Source organism: Mycobacterium sp. 852014-50255_SCH5639931, from assembly GCF_001665605.1.
Lineage (GTDB): Bacteria > Actinomycetota > Actinomycetes > Mycobacteriales > Mycobacteriaceae > Mycobacterium > Mycobacterium paraffinicum.
The window spans coordinates 1-16,567 of the sequence record NZ_LZSV01000019.1; the positions used below are offsets into that span (position 1 = coordinate 1).

At 67.6% G+C, this 16,567-nt stretch carries 18 protein-coding genes and 1 pseudogene; 16 read left to right on the plus strand and 3 right to left on the minus strand.

Going from position 1 to position 16,567, the window contains the following annotated elements; all coding sequences use genetic code 11:
* From A5758_RS25200 to A5758_RS11995, 12 genes and pseudogenes are all read left to right on the plus strand, one after another.
* Positions 1 to 238 (plus strand): annotated as a pseudogene (locus A5758_RS25200) (hypothetical protein); the annotation flags it as partial.
* A gap of 115 nt (positions 239 to 353) precedes the next feature.
* Positions 354 to 1,265, plus strand: a complete 912-nt coding sequence (locus tag A5758_RS11945) for a Rossmann-like and DUF2520 domain-containing protein (RefSeq protein WP_067740087.1) — start codon at positions 354 to 356, stop codon at positions 1,263 to 1,265.
* Positions 1,262 to 2,200, plus strand: coding sequence for a pantoate--beta-alanine ligase (gene panC / locus A5758_RS11950; protein WP_067740089.1), 939 nt, complete (start codon positions 1,262 to 1,264; stop codon positions 2,198 to 2,200). Before A5758_RS11945 ends, panC begins: the two co-directional genes overlap by 4 nt.
* A complete protein-coding gene (gene panD, locus A5758_RS11955) occupies positions 2,200 to 2,619 on the plus strand; it encodes an aspartate 1-decarboxylase (protein ID WP_067740091.1) in 420 nt (139 codons plus the stop codon). Before panC ends, panD begins: the two co-directional genes overlap by 1 nt.
* A gap of 2 nt (positions 2,620 to 2,621) precedes the next feature.
* Positions 2,622 to 3,437 carry a type III pantothenate kinase gene (locus A5758_RS11960; protein ID WP_067740093.1) on the plus strand — a complete coding sequence of 272 codons (816 nt, stop codon included), beginning with the start codon at positions 2,622 to 2,624 and terminating at the stop codon, positions 3,435 to 3,437.
* Positions 3,438 to 3,485: 48 nt separating this feature from the next.
* Positions 3,486 to 4,988, plus strand: coding sequence for a lysine--tRNA ligase (gene lysS, locus A5758_RS11965; protein WP_067204169.1), 1,503 nt, complete (start codon positions 3,486 to 3,488; stop codon positions 4,986 to 4,988).
* Between the two features lie 124 nt (positions 4,989 to 5,112).
* Positions 5,113 to 5,451: a histone-like nucleoid-structuring protein Lsr2 gene (lsr2, locus tag A5758_RS11970; RefSeq protein WP_066955505.1), complete on the plus strand. Its 339-nt coding sequence runs from the start codon at positions 5,113 to 5,115 to the stop codon at positions 5,449 to 5,451.
* 322 nt (positions 5,452 to 5,773) lie between these two features.
* Entirely contained in the window at positions 5,774 to 8,308 is a 2,535-nt protein-coding gene (clpC1, locus tag A5758_RS11975) for an ATP-dependent protease ATP-binding subunit ClpC (protein ID WP_067204174.1), read from the plus strand.
* A gap of 69 nt (positions 8,309 to 8,377) precedes the next feature.
* Positions 8,378 to 8,758 carry a YbjQ family protein gene (locus tag A5758_RS11980; RefSeq protein ID WP_067740095.1) on the plus strand — a complete coding sequence of 127 codons (381 nt, stop codon included), beginning with the start codon at positions 8,378 to 8,380 and terminating at the stop codon, positions 8,756 to 8,758.
* Positions 8,759 to 8,897: 139 nt separating this feature from the next.
* Positions 8,898 to 9,113, plus strand: coding sequence for a CbtB-domain containing protein (locus tag A5758_RS11985; protein WP_067740097.1), 216 nt, complete (start codon positions 8,898 to 8,900; stop codon positions 9,111 to 9,113).
* A 4-nt stretch (positions 9,114 to 9,117) separates the two neighbouring features.
* Complete coding sequence (locus A5758_RS11990; RefSeq protein WP_067740099.1) at positions 9,118 to 9,909, plus strand: CbtA family protein; 792 nt, start codon at positions 9,118 to 9,120, stop codon at positions 9,907 to 9,909.
* Positions 9,906 to 10,451, plus strand: a complete 546-nt coding sequence (locus A5758_RS11995) for a histidine phosphatase family protein (RefSeq protein ID WP_067740101.1) — start codon at positions 9,906 to 9,908, stop codon at positions 10,449 to 10,451. Before A5758_RS11990 ends, A5758_RS11995 begins: the two co-directional genes overlap by 4 nt.
* Before the next feature lie 24 nt (positions 10,452 to 10,475).
* Here A5758_RS11995 and A5758_RS12000 read toward each other — a convergent pair whose 3' ends face one another.
* The 3 genes from A5758_RS12000 to mhuD all read right to left on the minus strand — a co-directional run bounded on the left by A5758_RS12000 (position 10,476) and on the right by mhuD (position 12,836).
* Positions 10,476 to 10,916 (minus strand): pyridoxamine 5'-phosphate oxidase family protein, encoded by a 441-nt coding sequence (locus A5758_RS12000; protein WP_067740103.1) that lies wholly within the window; start codon positions 10,914 to 10,916, stop codon positions 10,476 to 10,478.
* 260 nt (positions 10,917 to 11,176) lie between these two features.
* Complete coding sequence (locus tag A5758_RS12005; protein ID WP_067740105.1) at positions 11,177 to 12,541, minus strand: serine hydrolase; 1,365 nt, start codon at positions 12,539 to 12,541, stop codon at positions 11,177 to 11,179.
* Entirely contained in the window at positions 12,516 to 12,836 is a 321-nt protein-coding gene (gene mhuD / locus A5758_RS12010) for a mycobilin-forming heme oxygenase MhuD (RefSeq protein WP_067204197.1), read from the minus strand. The genes A5758_RS12005 and mhuD overlap by 26 nt, the downstream gene beginning before the upstream one ends.
* A 63-nt stretch (positions 12,837 to 12,899) precedes the next feature.
* Between mhuD and A5758_RS12015 the strand changes: the two genes are divergently transcribed.
* From A5758_RS12015 to A5758_RS12030, 4 genes are all read left to right on the plus strand, one after another.
* Positions 12,900 to 13,670 (plus strand): alpha/beta fold hydrolase, encoded by a 771-nt coding sequence (locus A5758_RS12015; protein WP_067740107.1) that lies wholly within the window; start codon positions 12,900 to 12,902, stop codon positions 13,668 to 13,670.
* A gap of 103 nt (positions 13,671 to 13,773) precedes the next feature.
* Positions 13,774 to 14,109 carry a lsr2/espR transcriptional regulator gene (locus A5758_RS12020; RefSeq protein WP_067740109.1) on the plus strand — a complete coding sequence of 112 codons (336 nt, stop codon included), beginning with the start codon at positions 13,774 to 13,776 and terminating at the stop codon, positions 14,107 to 14,109.
* A gap of 5 nt (positions 14,110 to 14,114) precedes the next feature.
* Positions 14,115 to 14,594: an NADH-quinone oxidoreductase subunit B family protein gene (locus tag A5758_RS12025; RefSeq protein ID WP_067740111.1), complete on the plus strand. Its 480-nt coding sequence runs from the start codon at positions 14,115 to 14,117 to the stop codon at positions 14,592 to 14,594.
* A 38-nt stretch (positions 14,595 to 14,632) separates the two neighbouring features.
* Complete coding sequence (locus A5758_RS12030) at positions 14,633 to 16,567, plus strand: proton-conducting transporter membrane subunit (protein WP_067740282.1); 1,935 nt, start codon at positions 14,633 to 14,635, stop codon at positions 16,565 to 16,567.

Below are 16,567 nucleotides of genomic sequence, written 5' to 3' on the forward strand. Positions count from 1 at the left end.
CGCCCATGCTGTTCAAGTCCTCAGTCTGCGGGTCCACGCCGCCGAGCAACCACCTCGGCTAGCACCGCCGCCCGCGCCGGAACACACGCCCCGACACGGCGGCGTGGACCCGCAGACTGAGGACTTGAACAGCATGGGCGAGGGCCCCTCGACCGGCGGCCAGTCGGTTGCCGACCTGTTGGCGCGGTTACAGGTGCAGCCGTCCGAGGGCGGCCGGCGCCGTCGTCGCGATGGCTGAGCTGGGAGCTTCCTCACATTGGGTGCCGCCCGGTAATCGACTACAGTTTTAGTGACCGAACGGTACCCACGAAGTGGGACCGGAACGAACGAAGAAATCTGTGAGGTCGTCTGCGATGGTGCAGTTCGACGGTTTGCGCCCGGCCAGGCTCAAGGTGGGGGTCATCTCCGCCGGCCGGGTCGGCACCGCGCTCGGGGTTGCGCTGGAGCGCGCGGACCACGTCGTGGTCGCGTGCAGCGCCATCTCCCACGCGTCGCGGCAGCGGGCCCAGCGCTGGCTGCCCGATACCCCGGTGGTGGCCCCGCCGGATGTGGCCGCCGGCGCAGAGCTGCTGCTGTTGGCCGTTCCCGACAGCGAACTCACCGGCCTGGTGTCCGGGCTGGCCGCGACGTCGTCGGTGCGGCCGGGCACGATCGTCGCCCACACGTCCGGCGCCAACGGGGTGGGCATTCTCGCGCCGCTGACCCAGGACGGTTGCATCCCGCTCGCGATTCACCCGGCGATGACGTTCACCGGCTCCGATGAGGACATCAGCAGGCTGCCCGACACCTGCTTCGGCATCACCGCGGCCGACGATGTGGGCTACGCGATCGGGCAGTCGCTGGTCCTGGAGATGGGCGGCGAACCGTTCTGCGTGCGTGAGGAATCGCGGGTGCTCTACCACGCCGCCCTGGCGCATGCGGGCAACCACCTGGTGACGGTGCTCGCCGACGCGCTCGAGGCGTTGCGGGCCGCGCTGCGCGGCAGCGAACTGCTCGGGCAGCAGTCCGTCGACGACCAGCCGGGCGGGATCGCCGAACGCATCGTCGGCCCGCTGGCCCGGGCGGCGCTGGAGAACACCCTGCAACGCGGGCAGGCCGCGCTGACCGGTCCGGTCGCGCGCGGTGACGCCGCCGCGGTCGCCGGGCACCTTGCTGCGCTGAACCAGGCCGACCCGGAACTCGCGCAGGCGTACCGGGTGAACGCCCTGCGGACCGCCCGGCGCGCCCACGCCCCCGCCGACGTCGTCGAGGTCCTGGCGGGATGAGACCAGGCAAGCCGCCCGCCTTCAAGGCCGGCGAACTCAACGTGTACTTGCGGCCGCGCGACGTCAGTGACGTCAGCCGGGCTCTGCGCCACACCGGCCGCCGGGTGATGTTGGTGCCGACCATGGGCGCGCTGCACGAGGGTCACCTCACCCTGGTGCGCGCCGCCAAGCGGTTGCCCGGCTCGGTGGTGGCGGTGTCGATCTTCGTCAACCCGCTTCAGTTCGGCGCCGGGGAAGATCTCGACGCCTACCCGCGGACCCTGGACGACGACCTGGCGCTGCTGCGCCGCGAAGGCGTCGAAATCGTATTCGCCCCAACGGCGGCGGCCATGTATCCCGACGGCCTGCGCACCACCGTGCAGCCCGGTCCGCTGGCCGCCGACCTAGAGGGCCGTCCGCGGCCCACCCACTTCGCCGGCGTGTTGACCGTGGTGTGCAAGCTGCTGCAGATCGTGCGCCCGGACCGAGTGTTCTTCGGCGAGAAGGACTATCAGCAACTGGTGCTGATCCGGCAGATGGTCGCCGACCTGAACCTCGACGTCGCGGTGGTCGGCGTGCCCACCGTCCGCGAAGCCGACGGGCTGGCCATGTCGTCCCGCAACCGCTACCTCGATCCGGGGCAGCGTGAGGCGGCCGTCGCGGTCTCGGCGGCGCTGACGGCGGCGGCGCACGCCGCCGACGCCGGGCCGCAGGCCGCGCTGGACGCGGCGCGCGCGGTGCTCGATGCGGTGCCCGAGCTCACGATCGACTACCTCGAGTTGCGCGACGCGGACCTGGGTCCGTTGGGCAGCAACAGAACCGGCCGGTTGCTCGTCGCGGTCCGGCTGGGCAGCACCAGGCTGCTGGACAACATCTCGATCGAGATCGAAACTTCGCCGGCACCCGTGGGGCCGGACGGATATCGGGACACCCGTGAATCATCTTGGAGGAATTGATGCTACGGACGATGCTCAAGTCGAAGATCCACCGCGCCACCGTCACCCAGGCTGACCTGCACTACGTCGGCTCGGTGACCATCGACGCCGACCTGATGGACGCTGCGGACCTGCTCGAGGGCGAGCAGGTGACCATCGTCGACATCGACAACGGCGCCCGCCTGGTGACCTATGCGATCACCGGGGAGCGGGGCAGCGGCGTGATCGGAATCAATGGCGCCGCAGCCCATCTCGTGCACCCCGGCGACCTGGTGATCCTGATCTCGTACGGGGCCATGGAAGAGGCCGAGGCGCGGTCCTACCAGCCTCGGATCGTGTTCGTCGACGCCGACAACAAGCCGATCGACCTTGGCCACGATCCGGCCTTCGTGCCCGCGGACGCCGCCGAGCTGTTGGATCCCCGAATCGTTGCGCGGTAACCGTGCTGCTCGCCATCGACGTCCGTAACACCCACACCGTCGTGGGGCTGATCTCCGGATCCAAGGAGCACGCAAAGGTCGTGCAGCACTGGCGGATCCGGACCGAGTCCGAGGTGACCGCGGACGAGCTGGCCCTGACCATCGACGGTCTGATCGGCGAAGACTCCGAGCGGCTAACCGGCGCGGCCGCCCTCTCCACCGTCCCGTCGGTGCTGCACGAAGTGCGGATCATGCTCGACCAGTACTGGCCCTCGGTGCCGCACGTGTTGATCGAACCCGGGGTGCGCACCGGCATCCCACTGCTCGTCGACAATCCAAAAGAAGTCGGCGCCGACCGAATCGTCAACTGCCTGGCCGCATTTCACCGGTTTCAAAGCGCCGCCATCGTCATCGACTTCGGTTCATCGATCTGCGTCGACGTGGTGTCGGCCAAGGGCGAATTTCTCGGCGGCGCGATCGCGCCGGGCGTGCAGGTCTCCTCGGACGCCGCCGCGGCCCGCTCCGCCGCGCTGCGCCGGGTCGAGCTGTCCCGCCCGCGTTCGGTGGTGGGCAAGAACACCGTCGAATGCATGCAGGCCGGAGCCGTGTTCGGCTTCGCCGGTCTGGTCGACGGTCTGGTCGGGCGCATTCGCCAGGACGTCGAGGGCTTTGCCGGAGACGACGTCGCGGTGGTCGCGACGGGACACACGGCACCGCTGCTGCTGCCCGAGCTGCACACGGCCAGCCATTACGACCAACATCTGACCCTGCAGGGACTGCGCCTGGTGTTCGAACGCAACCGGGACACCCAGCGCGGTCGGCTGAAAACCGCGCGCTGAGACGGCGTCAACGCAAGCTCGAAGACCAGTCATTTAAGCTGGCACGTCGTGAGTGACGCCGACCCAGCAGACCTGCCCGAGCAGTTCCGCATCCGCCGGGACAAGCGCGCTCGCTTGTTGGCGGAGGGCCGTGAACCGTATCCGGTCGCGATCGAACGCACCCACACCCTGGCGCAGGTCCGCGCCGAGCATCCCGACCTGCCGATCGACACCGCGACCGAAGACGTCGTCGGCGTCGCGGGTCGGGTGATGTTCGCGCGCAACTCCGGGAAATTGTGCTTCGCGACACTTCAGGAGGGCGACGGCACCAGCCTGCAGGTGATGATCAGCCTCGACAAGGTGGGCCCCGAAGCGCTCGATGCGTGGAAAGCCGAGGTCGACCTCGGCGACATCGTCTACGTACACGGCAACGTGATCAGCTCACGCCGCGGCGAATTGTCCGTCCTGGCCGATTCATGGCAAATGGCGGCGAAATCATTGCGACCGCTGCCGGTGGCCCACAAGGAGATGAGCGAAGAGGCGCGGGTGCGGCAGCGCTACGTCGACCTCATCGTCCGGCCCCAGGCCAGGACGGTGGCGCGACAGCGGATCGCCGTAGTGCGCGCCATACGCAACTCGCTCGAACGGCGCGGGTTTCTCGAAGTCGAAACGCCTATGCTGCAGACGCTGGCGGGAGGCGCGGCGGCGCGGCCGTTCGTCACGCATTCCAATGCTCTCGACATGGATCTGTACCTGCGGATCGCGCCGGAACTGTTCCTCAAGCGCTGCATCGTCGGGGGTTTTGACAAGGTCTTCGAAGTAAATCGAGTCTTCCGAAACGAAGGCGCCGATTCCACCCATTCTCCGGAATTCTCCATGCTGGAGACCTACCAGGCGTACGGAACCTATGACGATTCGGCAGTCGTCACGCGTGAGCTTATTCAAGAGGTCGCCGATGAGGCGATCGGAACCAGACAACTACCGCTGCCCGACGGGAGCGTCTACGACATAGACGGAGAATGGGCGTCGATTCAAATGTACCCGTCGCTGTCGGCGGCACTCGGCGAAGAGATCACACCCGAGACGTCGGTTCAGCGGCTTTGGGCCATCGCGGACCGGCTCGGAGTCGAGATTCCCCGCGATCGCGGCTACGGGCACGGAAAGCTCGTCGAGGAACTCTGGGAGCATACGGTAGGAGATACGCTGACCGCGCCCACCTTTGTGCGGGACTTCCCGGTTGAGACAACGCCTTTGACGCGCCAGCACCGCAGCATCCCCGGTGTGACCGAGAAGTGGGACCTCTACGTGCGCGGCGTCGAACTGGCCACCGGCTACTCCGAATTGAACGACCCCGTCGTGCAGCGGGAGAGATTCGCCGCGCAAGCCCGCGCCGCGGCGGCCGGCGACGACGAAGCGATGGTGCTTGACGAAGACTTTCTTGCCGCCCTCGAGTATGCGATGCCGCCGTGCACCGGAACCGGAATGGGTATCGATCGGTTGTTGATGTCTTTGACCGGACTGTCAATTCGAGAGACAGTTTTGTTCCCGATTGTTCGGCCGCACTCCACTTGAAAAGTGCAACTGTGCGGCTTGGGGCCAGATTGAGTATGCTGCGTTGTTATGGCAGATTGATGACCTGGGGAGGCTCACCCAATCTGCTCGGCAACTGCCCAGGACGAAATGCGAGGATAAGCTAATGGCGAAAAAAGTGACCGTCACCCTGGTCGATGATTTCGACGGTGCCGGCGCAGCCGACGAAACGGTCGAATTCGGGCTTGACGGGGTGACCTATGAGATTGACCTTTCGTCTAAGAATGCCGCGAAACTCCGCAGCGACCTGAAGCAGTGGGTGGAAGCCGGCCGTCGGGTCGGCGGTCGTCGGCGTGGGCGTTCCGGCTCCGGCCGCGGTCGTGGCGCGATCGACCGTGAACAGAGCGCGGCGATCCGCGAGTGGGCTCGCCGAAACGGTCACAACGTTTCGACCCGCGGCCGCATCCCGGCCGACGTCATCGACGCGTTCCACGCGGCGACCTGACAAACCTCTCACCGGCGCCCGGGCGGAAGGCCTGGGCGCCGGTTTGTCGTTTCGCTGGCCGCGAAAAATATCGCCGTTGAGTAAGGAAACGAATTGGCACTCCGCCACGTTGATTCGGTTACGGCGCTGTAATCACAGGGAGATCGCCCGAAACAGGCCCGGCGCGTCTTGAACAGCAAGGAACCGCAAGGAACCGCAAGGTTATGCCCCCTGGCAGGCCGACCATTACAGTGGATGGCAGGTATGCGATTCCGGCCCCAACGGGGACCGGTGGGCCACTGAAAGGCTAGTACCGATGGTGAGGGAGAGCAGGTAACCACCGATGTTTGAACGATTTACCGACCGTGCCCGCAGGGTCGTCGTCCTGGCGCAAGAAGAGGCCCGGATGCTCAACCACAACTACATCGGCACCGAGCACATCCTGTTGGGTCTGATTCACGAGGGCGAGGGCGTCGCCGCCAAGTCGCTGGAGTCGCTGGGCATCTCCCTCGAGGGCGTCCGCAGCCAGGTCGAGGAGATCATCGGCCAGGGCCAGCAGGCGCCGTCGGGCCACATCCCGTTCACGCCGCGCGCCAAGAAGGTGCTCGAGCTGAGCCTGCGCGAGGCGCTGCAGCTCGGCCACAACTACATCGGCACCGAGCACATCCTGCTGGGCCTCATCCGCGAGGGTGAGGGCGTGGCCGCCCAGGTGTTGGTGAAGCTGGGCGCAGAGCTGACCCGGGTGCGCCAGCAAGTCATCCAACTGCTGAGCGGTTACCAGGGCAAGGAGGCCGCGGAGGCCGGGACCGGTGGCCGCGGCGGCGAATCGGGCAGCCCGTCGACCTCGTTGGTGCTCGACCAGTTCGGGCGCAACCTGACGGCCGCCGCGATGGAGGGCAAGCTCGATCCGGTCATCGGACGTGAGAAGGAAATCGAGCGCGTGATGCAGGTGCTGAGCCGGCGCACCAAGAACAACCCGGTGCTGATCGGTGAGCCCGGCGTCGGCAAGACCGCCGTCGTCGAGGGCCTGGCGCAGGCCATCGTGCACGGCCAGGTGCCGGAGACGCTGAAGGACAAGCAGCTCTACACGCTGGACCTCGGCTCGCTGGTCGCCGGCTCGCGCTACCGCGGTGACTTCGAGGAGCGCCTGAAGAAGGTGCTCAAGGAGATCAACACCCGCGGCGACATCATCCTGTTCATCGACGAGCTGCACACGCTCGTGGGTGCCGGTGCCGCCGAGGGCGCGATCGACGCCGCGTCGATCCTCAAGCCCAAGCTGGCCCGCGGCGAGCTGCAGACCATCGGCGCCACCACGCTCGACGAGTACCGCAAGTACATCGAGAAGGACGCCGCCCTGGAGCGCCGCTTCCAGCCGGTCCAGGTGGGCGAGCCGACGGTGGAGCACACCATCGAGATCCTCAAGGGGTTGCGGGACCGCTACGAGGCGCACCACCGGGTGTCGATCTCCGATGCGGCGCTGGTGGCCGCCGCCACCCTGGCGGACCGCTACATCAACGACCGGTTCCTGCCGGACAAGGCGATCGACCTGATCGACGAGGCCGGCGCCCGGATGCGGATCCGCCGCATGACCGCTCCGCCAGACCTGCGCGAGTTCGACGAGAAGATCGCCGACGCGCGGCGGGAGAAGGAGTCCGCGATCGACGCCCAGGACTTCGAGAAGGCGGCCAGCCTCCGCGACCGCGAGAAGACTCTGGTCGCTCAGCGCGCCGAGCGCGAAAAGCAGTGGCGCTCAGGTGATCTCGACGTGGTCGCCGAAGTCGACGACGAGCAGATCGCCGAGGTGCTGGGCAACTGGACCGGCATCCCGGTGTTCAAGCTCACCGAGGCGGAGACCACCCGGCTGCTGCGCATGGAGGATGAGCTGCACAAGCGGATCATCGGCCAGGTGGACGCGGTCAAGGCCGTCTCCAAGGCGATCCGCCGTACCCGTGCCGGGCTAAAGGACCCGAAGCGCCCGTCCGGTTCGTTCATCTTCGCCGGCCCGTCCGGTGTCGGTAAGACCGAGCTGTCCAAGGCGCTGGCCAACTTCCTGTTCGGCGACGACGACGCGCTCATCCAGATCGACATGGGCGAGTTCCACGACCGGTTCACCGCGTCGCGGCTGTTCGGCGCCCCGCCGGGATACGTCGGCTACGAAGAGGGCGGCCAGCTCACCGAGAAGGTGCGGCGCAAGCCGTTCTCGGTGGTGCTGTTCGACGAGATCGAGAAGGCCCACCAGGAGATCTACAACAGCCTGTTGCAGGTCCTCGAGGACGGCCGGCTCACCGACGGCCAGGGACGCACGGTGGACTTCAAGAACACCGTGCTGATCTTCACCTCGAACCTCGGTACGTCCGACATCTCGAAGCCGGTCGGCCTGGGCTTCACCCAGGGTGGCGGTGAGAACAACTACGAGCGGATGAAGCAGAAGGTCAACGACGAGCTGAAGAAGCACTTCCGCCCGGAGTTCCTCAACCGCATCGACGACATCATCGTCTTCCACCAGCTGACCAAGGAAGAGATCATCCAGATGGTCGACCTGATGATCGAACGGGTCGGCAAGCAGCTCAAGGCCAAGGACATGGCTATGGAGCTGACCGACAAGGCGAAGGCGTTGTTGGCGAAGCGGGGCTTCGACCCGGTGCTTGGTGCCCGCCCGCTGCGGCGCACCATTCAGCGCGAGATCGAGGACCAGCTGTCCGAGAAGATCCTCTTCGAGGAGGTCGGGCCGGGGCAGATCGTCACAGTCGACGTGGACAACTGGGACGGCGAGAGCGCCGGCGAGGACGCGGTGTTCACCTTCACCGGGACCCGCAAGCCGCCGGCCGAGCCGGACCTGGCGAAGGCCGGAGCCCACGCGGCCCCAGAAACGCCGTAGCACTGCAGCAAACGGGTGGTTAATCTCTGACGGGATTAACCGCCCGTTTCGCATGTAGGGAGCCCGCCTGTGCTGATCGTCACCACCAACGACCTCCCGGGCTGGGAGATTCAGCGCGTCTGCGGCGAGGTGTTCGGGCTGACCGTCCGCTCGCGCAACGCGTTCTCACAGATGGGTGCGGGCTTCAAGGCCATGTTCGGCGGCGAGCTTGCCGGCATGACCAAGAACCTGGCCGAAAGCCGCAACGAAGCGATGGGCCGGCTGATCGACGAGGCGCGTAAACGCGGCGGCAACGCGATCGTCGCAATGCGTTTCGACACGACCGAGATCGGCGACGCGTGGACCGAGATCTGCGCGTACGGCACGGCGGTTCAGGCCACACCGGTCACCGAGGCCGCGAAATACACGGCGAGCCAGCTGGGCTACGGCGCCCTACCGCCGCAGCATTGACCCCCGGTTTACACTGACTTCGTCCTGACGGGCAACGGAATCTGGTGAAAGTCCAGAACGGTCGCGCCACTGTCGATAGTCAGACCCATGGCCCGTCATCACCAACGGGGACGCGTATATCCCCGGAAGGAGCGCCATCGTGTCGAATCCTGAGCTGACCGGCAGCCGCACCCGATCGGTTGACCTGTCGGCGACCAGTGCCGCGGTCTGGTTGGCGGCAACCGCTTTCCTGGCGCTGTTGGCGCTCTACTTCGTCGGCGTCGACCAGGGAGCGGTGTCGCTCTTCGGTAGCGATTCGCACGTGCACGAGTTCATGCACGACGCGCGGCACCTGCTCGGCTTCCCCTGCCACTGATCGCGTGGAGAAGCGTCTGATCGGACGCGGCCTGCTGGCCGGTGCAGTCGGCGCGGTGCTGGCGTTCGCCTTCGCCCGCCTCTGCGCCGAGCCGGTGATCGGCCGCGCGATCGCTTTCGAGGACGGCCGCGCCGACGCCGAGAACGCCCATGGCGTGCACGAGCACGGCGCCGAGTTGTTCAGCCGCGGAGTCCAGTCCATTGCCGGGTTGGGCTTCGGTGTGCTCATCTTCGGCCTCGCGATGGGCGCGCTGTTCGGAGTGCTGTTCTGCGTCGTCGCCGCGCGTGCGACAAATGTTGGTGCGCGGGCGCTTTCGCTGCTGCTGGCGGCGGCCGCGTTCGTCGCGGTGTATTTGGTGCCGTTCGTGAAGTATCCGCCGAACCCACCGGCGGTGGGGCAGGCGGACACGATCGGGGCACGCACCGGCGGGTATCTGGTGATGGTGCTGGCGTCGGTGGTGCTGGCCGTCGCGGCGGCGTGGCTGGCGCGGGGGCTGACGGCCCGGTTCGGCGGGTGGAACGGCCGGCTGCTCGCGGTGGGCGGATACGTCGCGGCGGTGGCGGTAGTGATGATGTTGCTGCCGAACGTCGACGAGACGCCCGGACCGCTGCGCGACGCGTCTGGCGCCATCGTCTATCCGGGCTTTCCCGCCGACGTCCTCTACGAATTCAGGGTGCTGTCGCTGGCCACCCAGCTGGTGTTGTGGGTGACCATCGGCGTGGTGTTCGCGACGCTCGCCGGGCGGCTGCTGGAGGAGCGCGCCGGGAGCGGACGGGTATCGAGCGTCGCGGCGTGACGGAGGTCGTCCGGCTGACCTTGGTGTCGCACGCGATGACCGATGCCATGGCGGCCGGGCTTTTCCCCGCCGACGAACCCCTCAACGACATGGGCCGTCGACAGGCCGGAGCCGCCGCCCAATCAGGCCGTGACGCACGACATTTCACCGGACCCGAGCGGCGGGCCCGTCGAACGGCGGAGCTGCTGGGATTGGATGCCGCAACCGACCCGCTGCTGGCCGACCTGAATTGCGGTCGATGGCGGGGAAAGAGGCTTCAGGACGTGCCGTCCGGCGACCTGACGGTCTGGCTGACCGATCCCACCCGGGCGCCGCACGGCGGCGAGTCGATCACCGACCTGATGCGGCGGGTGGCCGGATGGCTGAATTCGTTGACCGAGAGCGCGTCGGCCGCCGTCGCGGTGACGCACCCCGCGGTGATCCGGGCGGCGATCCTGCACGGCCTCGACTCACCCCCGAAATCGTTCTGGGGCATCGACGTTGCACCGATGAGTCGCACCGGACTGCACTTTCGCAACGGCCGCTGGACGCTGCGCCTCTGACTGCGGCCGGACCGACCGGGGCGGCTATTCTCCGCCAGCGTCGTCGACGATGCGGATGCCGGAGATGATCTCCGGCCGGATCGCGATCATCGTGTCCATGGTCATGTTGACCCAAGGGTGTAAAAGTCGTCCGTAGCGTGCGAGTTGCTGGGGGTCGGTGATCGTGGTTGCCCACCCGGTGACCGCCACGGTCCAGCCGACCCGCCGCTCGGGATCGAGGCTGTCGGCCTCGTAGGCCACCACCGCACCGGCGTCGGCGCCCGACCGCACCACGGTGGACACCTTGGCTGCCAGGCGGGTACGCACGATGATCCGCCCGTCGTCAACGACATGGTTCACCAGGCGGATCGCGGGCAGTGCCCTCTCGTTGAACACCACCCGACCATGGTCGACACTGGCCAGCAATCCCATCGCCTCGCGGTCATCGATTTGGATCACCTCGCGCGACGGTGTCAACGCTGTCATTCGGCAGTCTCCGCTCGATGCGCGCCACCGTATGCGTGACCGGTGCGGTCGAGAAGATCATGAGGCGCAGCCACTTTCACTCGCCGCCGGCGGCCCATCTGCACATACAAACCGCACTACCTCCGTCCGGACCCCCGACTCTGGCAGGTTATGCAGTCTCGTCTGGCGACGTACCCGTCGGGAAGGGCCAAAAGTCCCGCGCGGTATGTGGTCTGCATCACTTTGCCTATCGGCCGTATACGCCGCCGCTCCGCCAACCGCTAGCGCGGTGCGATGAGCGCGAAGGCCTGCTTGGCGACCTGCAGCATCCACCCGGTGACCGTCGGCCCGTGGTCGCGCGGCCAGTTGAGCTGGAAGCTGACCACGTACGGCTGCTGGGTTTTGTCGACGGCGTACCAGCTGAAGGTCAGATCACCGGGCAGCCCACCGGCTTTCGCGCCGATGTAAGGCCAGACCTTGCGGTCCAGTTGGATGCCCGCCACCGCGGAGAGGATCTGTCTGACCGGTGCGGCTTTACCGACGGCGTCGGCCTGCAGGGCCGCATGGATGCGGCAGATGTCCTCGGCGTTGCCGTACCACTCCGCGCCGTAGGACGATGCCGGGGAGTGGGCGCGGATCGGATCGGGTTCGTAGGGAGTCGAATTCGCCTGCTCCAACAGTTGGGCGCGTACTTGTGCTGACCCATGCTGCCATTGGGTGCGCAGGTCCGGCTTACCCCAGCCGACCGAGAACAGCTCGTACATCGTGGGGAACGGCGTCATGCTGGCCGGGTCGTGGTGGCCCGCCGTGGCGAGCGCTTCTTCGATGGCGTGTGTGCCCAGCTTTCCGATCAGCAGGTCGGTCGCCATGTTGTCGCTCGTCGCGATCATCTTCTCGGCGGCCGTCCGAACCGAAACCTGCGCTCCGGCGGGCAGTTGCAAACCGGACGAGCCCACCGCGCGGCTCTTGTCGGTGACGGTCAGCTGATCGTCCCAGGAGACCGTTCCGTCCTTGATGGCACCCGCTAGGGCGTGCAGCACGTACAACTTGAAAATCGATGCGAGCGGCAAAGATTCACCGGTGTTGGTGCCCGCGACCGGATCGCAGTGCCCGTTGTCGACCTTGGCGACCTGGTAGGAGTAGCGGGCGCCGGTCTTACTCAACACCGCATCGATGTCGTGCCACGAATCGATCTTCGGTGCCTGCGTGTCGAGGTCGAACCGATCGACCCATCCGCCGTCGTCGGTGTGGATGCGGATGTCTTGTCGCGCACCGTAGGAGGACGTCAGGTGCAACGTGGCCACGCTGGCGCCCAGATCAACGCCGTTGAGGGTGAACGGCCGGTCCCACCAAAGCGACTCCATGGTGGTCTCCACCGATTTGACCATGTCTGGCGCGGCGAGGGTGCCGACACCGACCGGGCCGATGGGCCAGTCCGAGTTGAGCATGTCCAGCGTCTGCTGTGCCCGGATACCGGGCGGCGTCCGCACGTCGATCTGCCGGCCGGGATTGGCCGCGTTCGCCTGCGGTGAGGGGGAGGAGGCGCAACCGGGCGCGAACGTGACTACCAGTGCTGCGGCGGCACTCAACGCCACCGCGCGGCGCCGGGCCGAGTACCCGCTAGCCAGCCTGCTTGTTGCCGGCAACGTCCATCACAACCTCGAATTCCAGCAGCGAGGCCCCGGTCGCCACCGGGTTGGCCCGCTCGCCCGCATGGGCCTGAATGGCGGGCCCTTGCGCCCACGCCTGAAATGCCTCCTCGGACTCCCACTGCGTCACGACGAAGTAGCGGTCCTCGCCCTTGATCGGGCGCAGCAGCTGAAACCCGAGGAAGCCGGGCTGGTTGTCGACCGCGTGTGCCCGGTGTGCGAACCGCTTCTCCAGCTCCGGGCCGGCGTCGGCGGGCACTTCGATTGCGTTGATCTTCACCACTGACGGCATGCCGCTAGGCTACCCCTTCGCCCGGCCTGTCCATCTGCAGGGCGGGGCACGCAGGATGGTGACATGCCCAGTGAACTGCTGACTTGCCGCGGAGGCCAAGGTGAGCCGTTGGTGCTGGTGCACGGCCTGATGGGGCGGGGTACCACGTGGTCGCGGCAGCTGCCGTGGCTGACTGGGCTGGGCGTGGTGTACACCTACGACGCCTTGTGGCATCGGGGGCGCGGCGTCGACGACCCGAACCCGGTCGGCACCGAACGTTTCGTGGACGACCTGGCCGACGCGGTGAGCACACTGGAAGCGCCGGTCACGCTGGTCGGCCATTCTATGGGCGCGCTGCACTCGTGGTGTCTGGCCGCGGAGCGTCCGGAACTGGTCTCCGCGCTGGTGCTTGAAGACATGGCCCCCGACTTCCGGGGCCGCACCACCGGTCCATGGGAGCCGTGGCTGCACGCGCTGCCAGTCGAATTCGGTTCCGCAGAGCGGGTATTCGAGGAATTCGGGGCCGTCGCCGGACGGTACTTCCTGGAGGCCTTCGACCGCACCGCCACCGGTTGGCGCCTGCACGGACATACCGCGCGGTGGATCGAGATCGCCGCCGAATGGGGCACGCGCCACTACTGGGAGCAGTGGCGGGCGGTGCGAGCCCCGGCGTTGCTCATCGAGGCCGGCAACTCGGTGACGCCGCCGGGGCAGATGCGGGAAATGGCCGAAATAAACCCGGCCGCAACGTATTTGCATGTGCCCCAAGCCGGCCACCTAATTCATGACGAGGCGCCGCAGGTGTACCGCGACGCGGTCGAATCCTTCTTGGCGAAGTTGCCTGCGCGCGACTGACTGTCGCGGGTGCCTGGCCGCTCGATGTGACGACGCGCAGCACCATATGATAAATTCTTCAATTGTTCGAATATAGAAAGCTTGTAGTCTTCAGGAGATTTGCGTGACGGAGCCGCTGTACAAGCTCAAGGCCGAGTTCTTCAAGACGCTGGGGCACCCGGCGCGGATCAGGATCCTGGAGCTTCTGGTGGTTGCTGACAAGTCGGTCGCCGAACTGCTGCCCGAGGTCGGGCTCGAAGCATCGAACCTGTCCCAACAGCTCGGCGTTCTGCGCCGGGCCGGGGTGGTCGAGGCGCTGCGGGATGGCAACACGATGATCTACTCGATCGCCTCTCCGGACATCGCCGAACTGCTGACGCTGGCACGCAAGGTGCTCACCGGGGTGCTGAGCGACCGCGTGGCGATGCTGGAAGGCCTGCGCGCCGGCGGTGCGGAGTAGCGCCGATGGGCTGGATCAGCAAAGCATTGCGCGTCGGCCGGATCGCCGAACCCGCACCCCCGCCACCGGAGGCGACGACCGAGCCGCCCGCCGGGGTGCGTGGTTCGCTGCAGATCCGGCACGTCGACGCGGGTTCGTGCAATGGGTGCGAAGTGGAGATCGCGGGCGCCTTCGGTCCGGTCTATGACGCCGAGCGATTCGGTGCCCGCCTGGTGGCCTCCCCACGGCACGCCGACGCGCTCCTGGTGACCGGTGTCGTGACACACAACATGGCCGGCCCCTTGCGCGCCACGATCGAGGCCACGCCGCGGCCCCGGCGGGTGATCGCCTGTGGGGACTGCGCCATCGATCGAGGGGTGTTCGGCGACGCCTACGGTGTGGCCGGCTCGGTCGGCGAGACGGTGTCCGTGGACGTGGAAATCCCGGGATGCCCGCCGACGCCGAGCCAAATCGTCGCGGCCCTGCGATCGGTGACCGGCAGGTGACCGCTGTCTTGGCGACCAGCGTGGTGCCGGAACCAAATATGTTGCGCCGCAACGGTTCTTCGTCCATCGGCGCGGGCGTGCTGACCTCGCTGCTGGGTGGGGCGGGGGTATGGGCCGGCGGGCTCGGAATGTTCGGGTCGGTGCGCTCGGTCCGAATCGGATGGTTGCTTCCGCTGGCGGGCGTCGAGCTGAGGCTCGATCCGCTGGGCGGATTCTTCATTGCGCTTACCGGGGCGGTCGCGCTGGTGGTCGGGCTGTACACGATCGGATACGCCCGGCGCGAGCGGCTGGGCCCCGTAACCCTGGCCGTCCTGCCGGCGTTCGTCGCGGCGATGCTGCTGGTGCCCGCCGCGGGGTCGGTCACCACCTTCCTGCTGGTGTGGGAGTTGATGGCGGTCGCGTCGCTGGTGCTGGTGCTGACCGACCACACCCGCCCGATGGTGCGCTCGGCCGGCCTGGTGTATGCCGTGATGACCCAGTTGGGGTTCGTGGCGATACTGGTCGGCCTGCTGGCGTTGTCGGCGGCGGGCGGCGCGGACCGGTTCGCCGACCTGCACCGGATACCGCAGGGGGCGTGCACCGCGGTGTTCCTGCTGACGCTTGCGGGGTTCGGCTCCAAGGCCGGGCTGGTGCCGCTGCATGCGTGGTTGCCGCGCGCCCACCCGGAGGCGCCGAGTCCCGTTTCGGCGCTGATGAGTGCGGCGATGGTCAACCTCGGGGTCTACGGCATCTGCCGCGTCGACTTGCAGCTGCTCGGCCCGGGGCCGCGGTGGTGGGGACTCACCTTGATGGTCGTCGGTGGGGTGTCGGCGCTCTACGGCGTGGTGCAGGCCTCGGTGGCCACGGATCTCAAACGGCTACTTGCCTATTCGACTACCGAGAACCTCGGATTGATCACGTTGGCGCTGGGAGCGGCCACGCTGTTCGCGGCCGCCGGCGCGAACGGACCGGCGACGATCGCCGCAGCCGCCGCCATGCTGCACCTCGTCGCGCACGCGGCATTCAAGAGCCTCGGGTTCCTCGCCGCCGGATCGGTGTTGGCCGCCACGGGGCTGCGTGACCTCGACCGGCTGGGCGGTCTGGCCCGCCGGATGCCGGTGACGACAAGCCTTTTCGGAGTGGCCGCGCTCGGGGCGTCCGGACTGCCCCTGGGCGCCGGGTTCGTCAGCGAGTGGCTGCTGGTGCAGTCGCTGATCCACACTGCGCGAGAGCATTCGGCCGTCTTGGCATTGACCACGCCGCTCGCGGTCGGCGCGGTCGCGCTCACCACGGGGCTGGGCGTGGCGGCAATGGTCAAGGCGTTCGGTATCGGATATCTGGCGCGGCCGCGCTCCGAACAGGCCGCACAGGCACGCGAGGCGCCGCACACCATGCTGGCCGGTATGGGCATCGCGGCGGCCGCCTGCCTGATGCTGGCCGTGGCGCCCGCGGTGGTGGCACCCGCGCTGCGCCAGGCGGTCGCCGCGCTGCCGGCGGCCCGGGCAATGGAATTCACCAGTCTCGGCGCCATGGTGCGCCTGCCGGGCGTCCAGGGCTCGATCGCACCCGGCGCGATCGCCGCCGGCGTCGTGGTGGCCACGCTGACCGCGGCCGCGCTGGCCCGTTGGCGCCGGAGCCGGCGGCCGGCGCCCGCCACATTGCCGCTGTGGGCCTGTGGCGCCGACGATCTCACCGCGCGAATGCAATACACGGCCACATCGTTCGCCGAGCCGCTGCAACGGATCTTCGACGACGTCCTGCGACCCGACACCGACGTCGAAGTCACCCACAGCGTCGAATCCCGGTATCTGGCCGACAAAATCACCTACCGCACCAGAATCGCGGACGCGATCGAGGAACGCTGCTACGCGCCGGTGATCCGGGCGGTTGAGGCGGCGGCGGGCCTGGTGCGGCGCGCCCACACCGGCAGCGTCCACCTGTATCTGGCCTACGGCGCGCTCGGTGTGCTGATCGTGCTGGTGGTGGCCCGATGA

Coding starts and splice junctions, on each gene's coding strand:
- A5758_RS11945 (WP_067740087.1), top strand. CDS start 354: ATGGTGCAGTTCGACGGTTTGCGCCCGGCCAGGCTCAAGGTGGGGGTC.
- panC (WP_067740089.1), top strand. CDS start 1,262: ATGAGACCAGGCAAGCCGCCCGCCTTCAAGGCCGGCGAACTCAACGTG.
- panD (WP_067740091.1), top strand. CDS start 2,200: ATGCTACGGACGATGCTCAAGTCGAAGATCCACCGCGCCACCGTCACC.
- lsr2 (WP_066955505.1), top strand. CDS start 5,113: ATGGCGAAAAAAGTGACCGTCACCCTGGTCGATGATTTCGACGGTGCC.
- clpC1 (WP_067204174.1), top strand. CDS start 5,774: ATGTTTGAACGATTTACCGACCGTGCCCGCAGGGTCGTCGTCCTGGCG.
- A5758_RS12000 (WP_067740103.1), bottom strand. CDS start 10,916: ATGACAGCGTTGACACCGTCGCGCGAGGTGATCCAAATCGATGACCGC.
- mhuD (WP_067204197.1), bottom strand. CDS start 12,836: ATGCCGTCAGTGGTGAAGATCAACGCAATCGAAGTGCCCGCCGACGCC.
- A5758_RS12015 (WP_067740107.1), top strand. CDS start 12,900: ATGCCCAGTGAACTGCTGACTTGCCGCGGAGGCCAAGGTGAGCCGTTG.
- A5758_RS12025 (WP_067740111.1), top strand. CDS start 14,115: ATGGGCTGGATCAGCAAAGCATTGCGCGTCGGCCGGATCGCCGAACCC.
- A5758_RS12030 (WP_067740282.1), top strand. CDS start 14,633: ATGTTGCGCCGCAACGGTTCTTCGTCCATCGGCGCGGGCGTGCTGACC.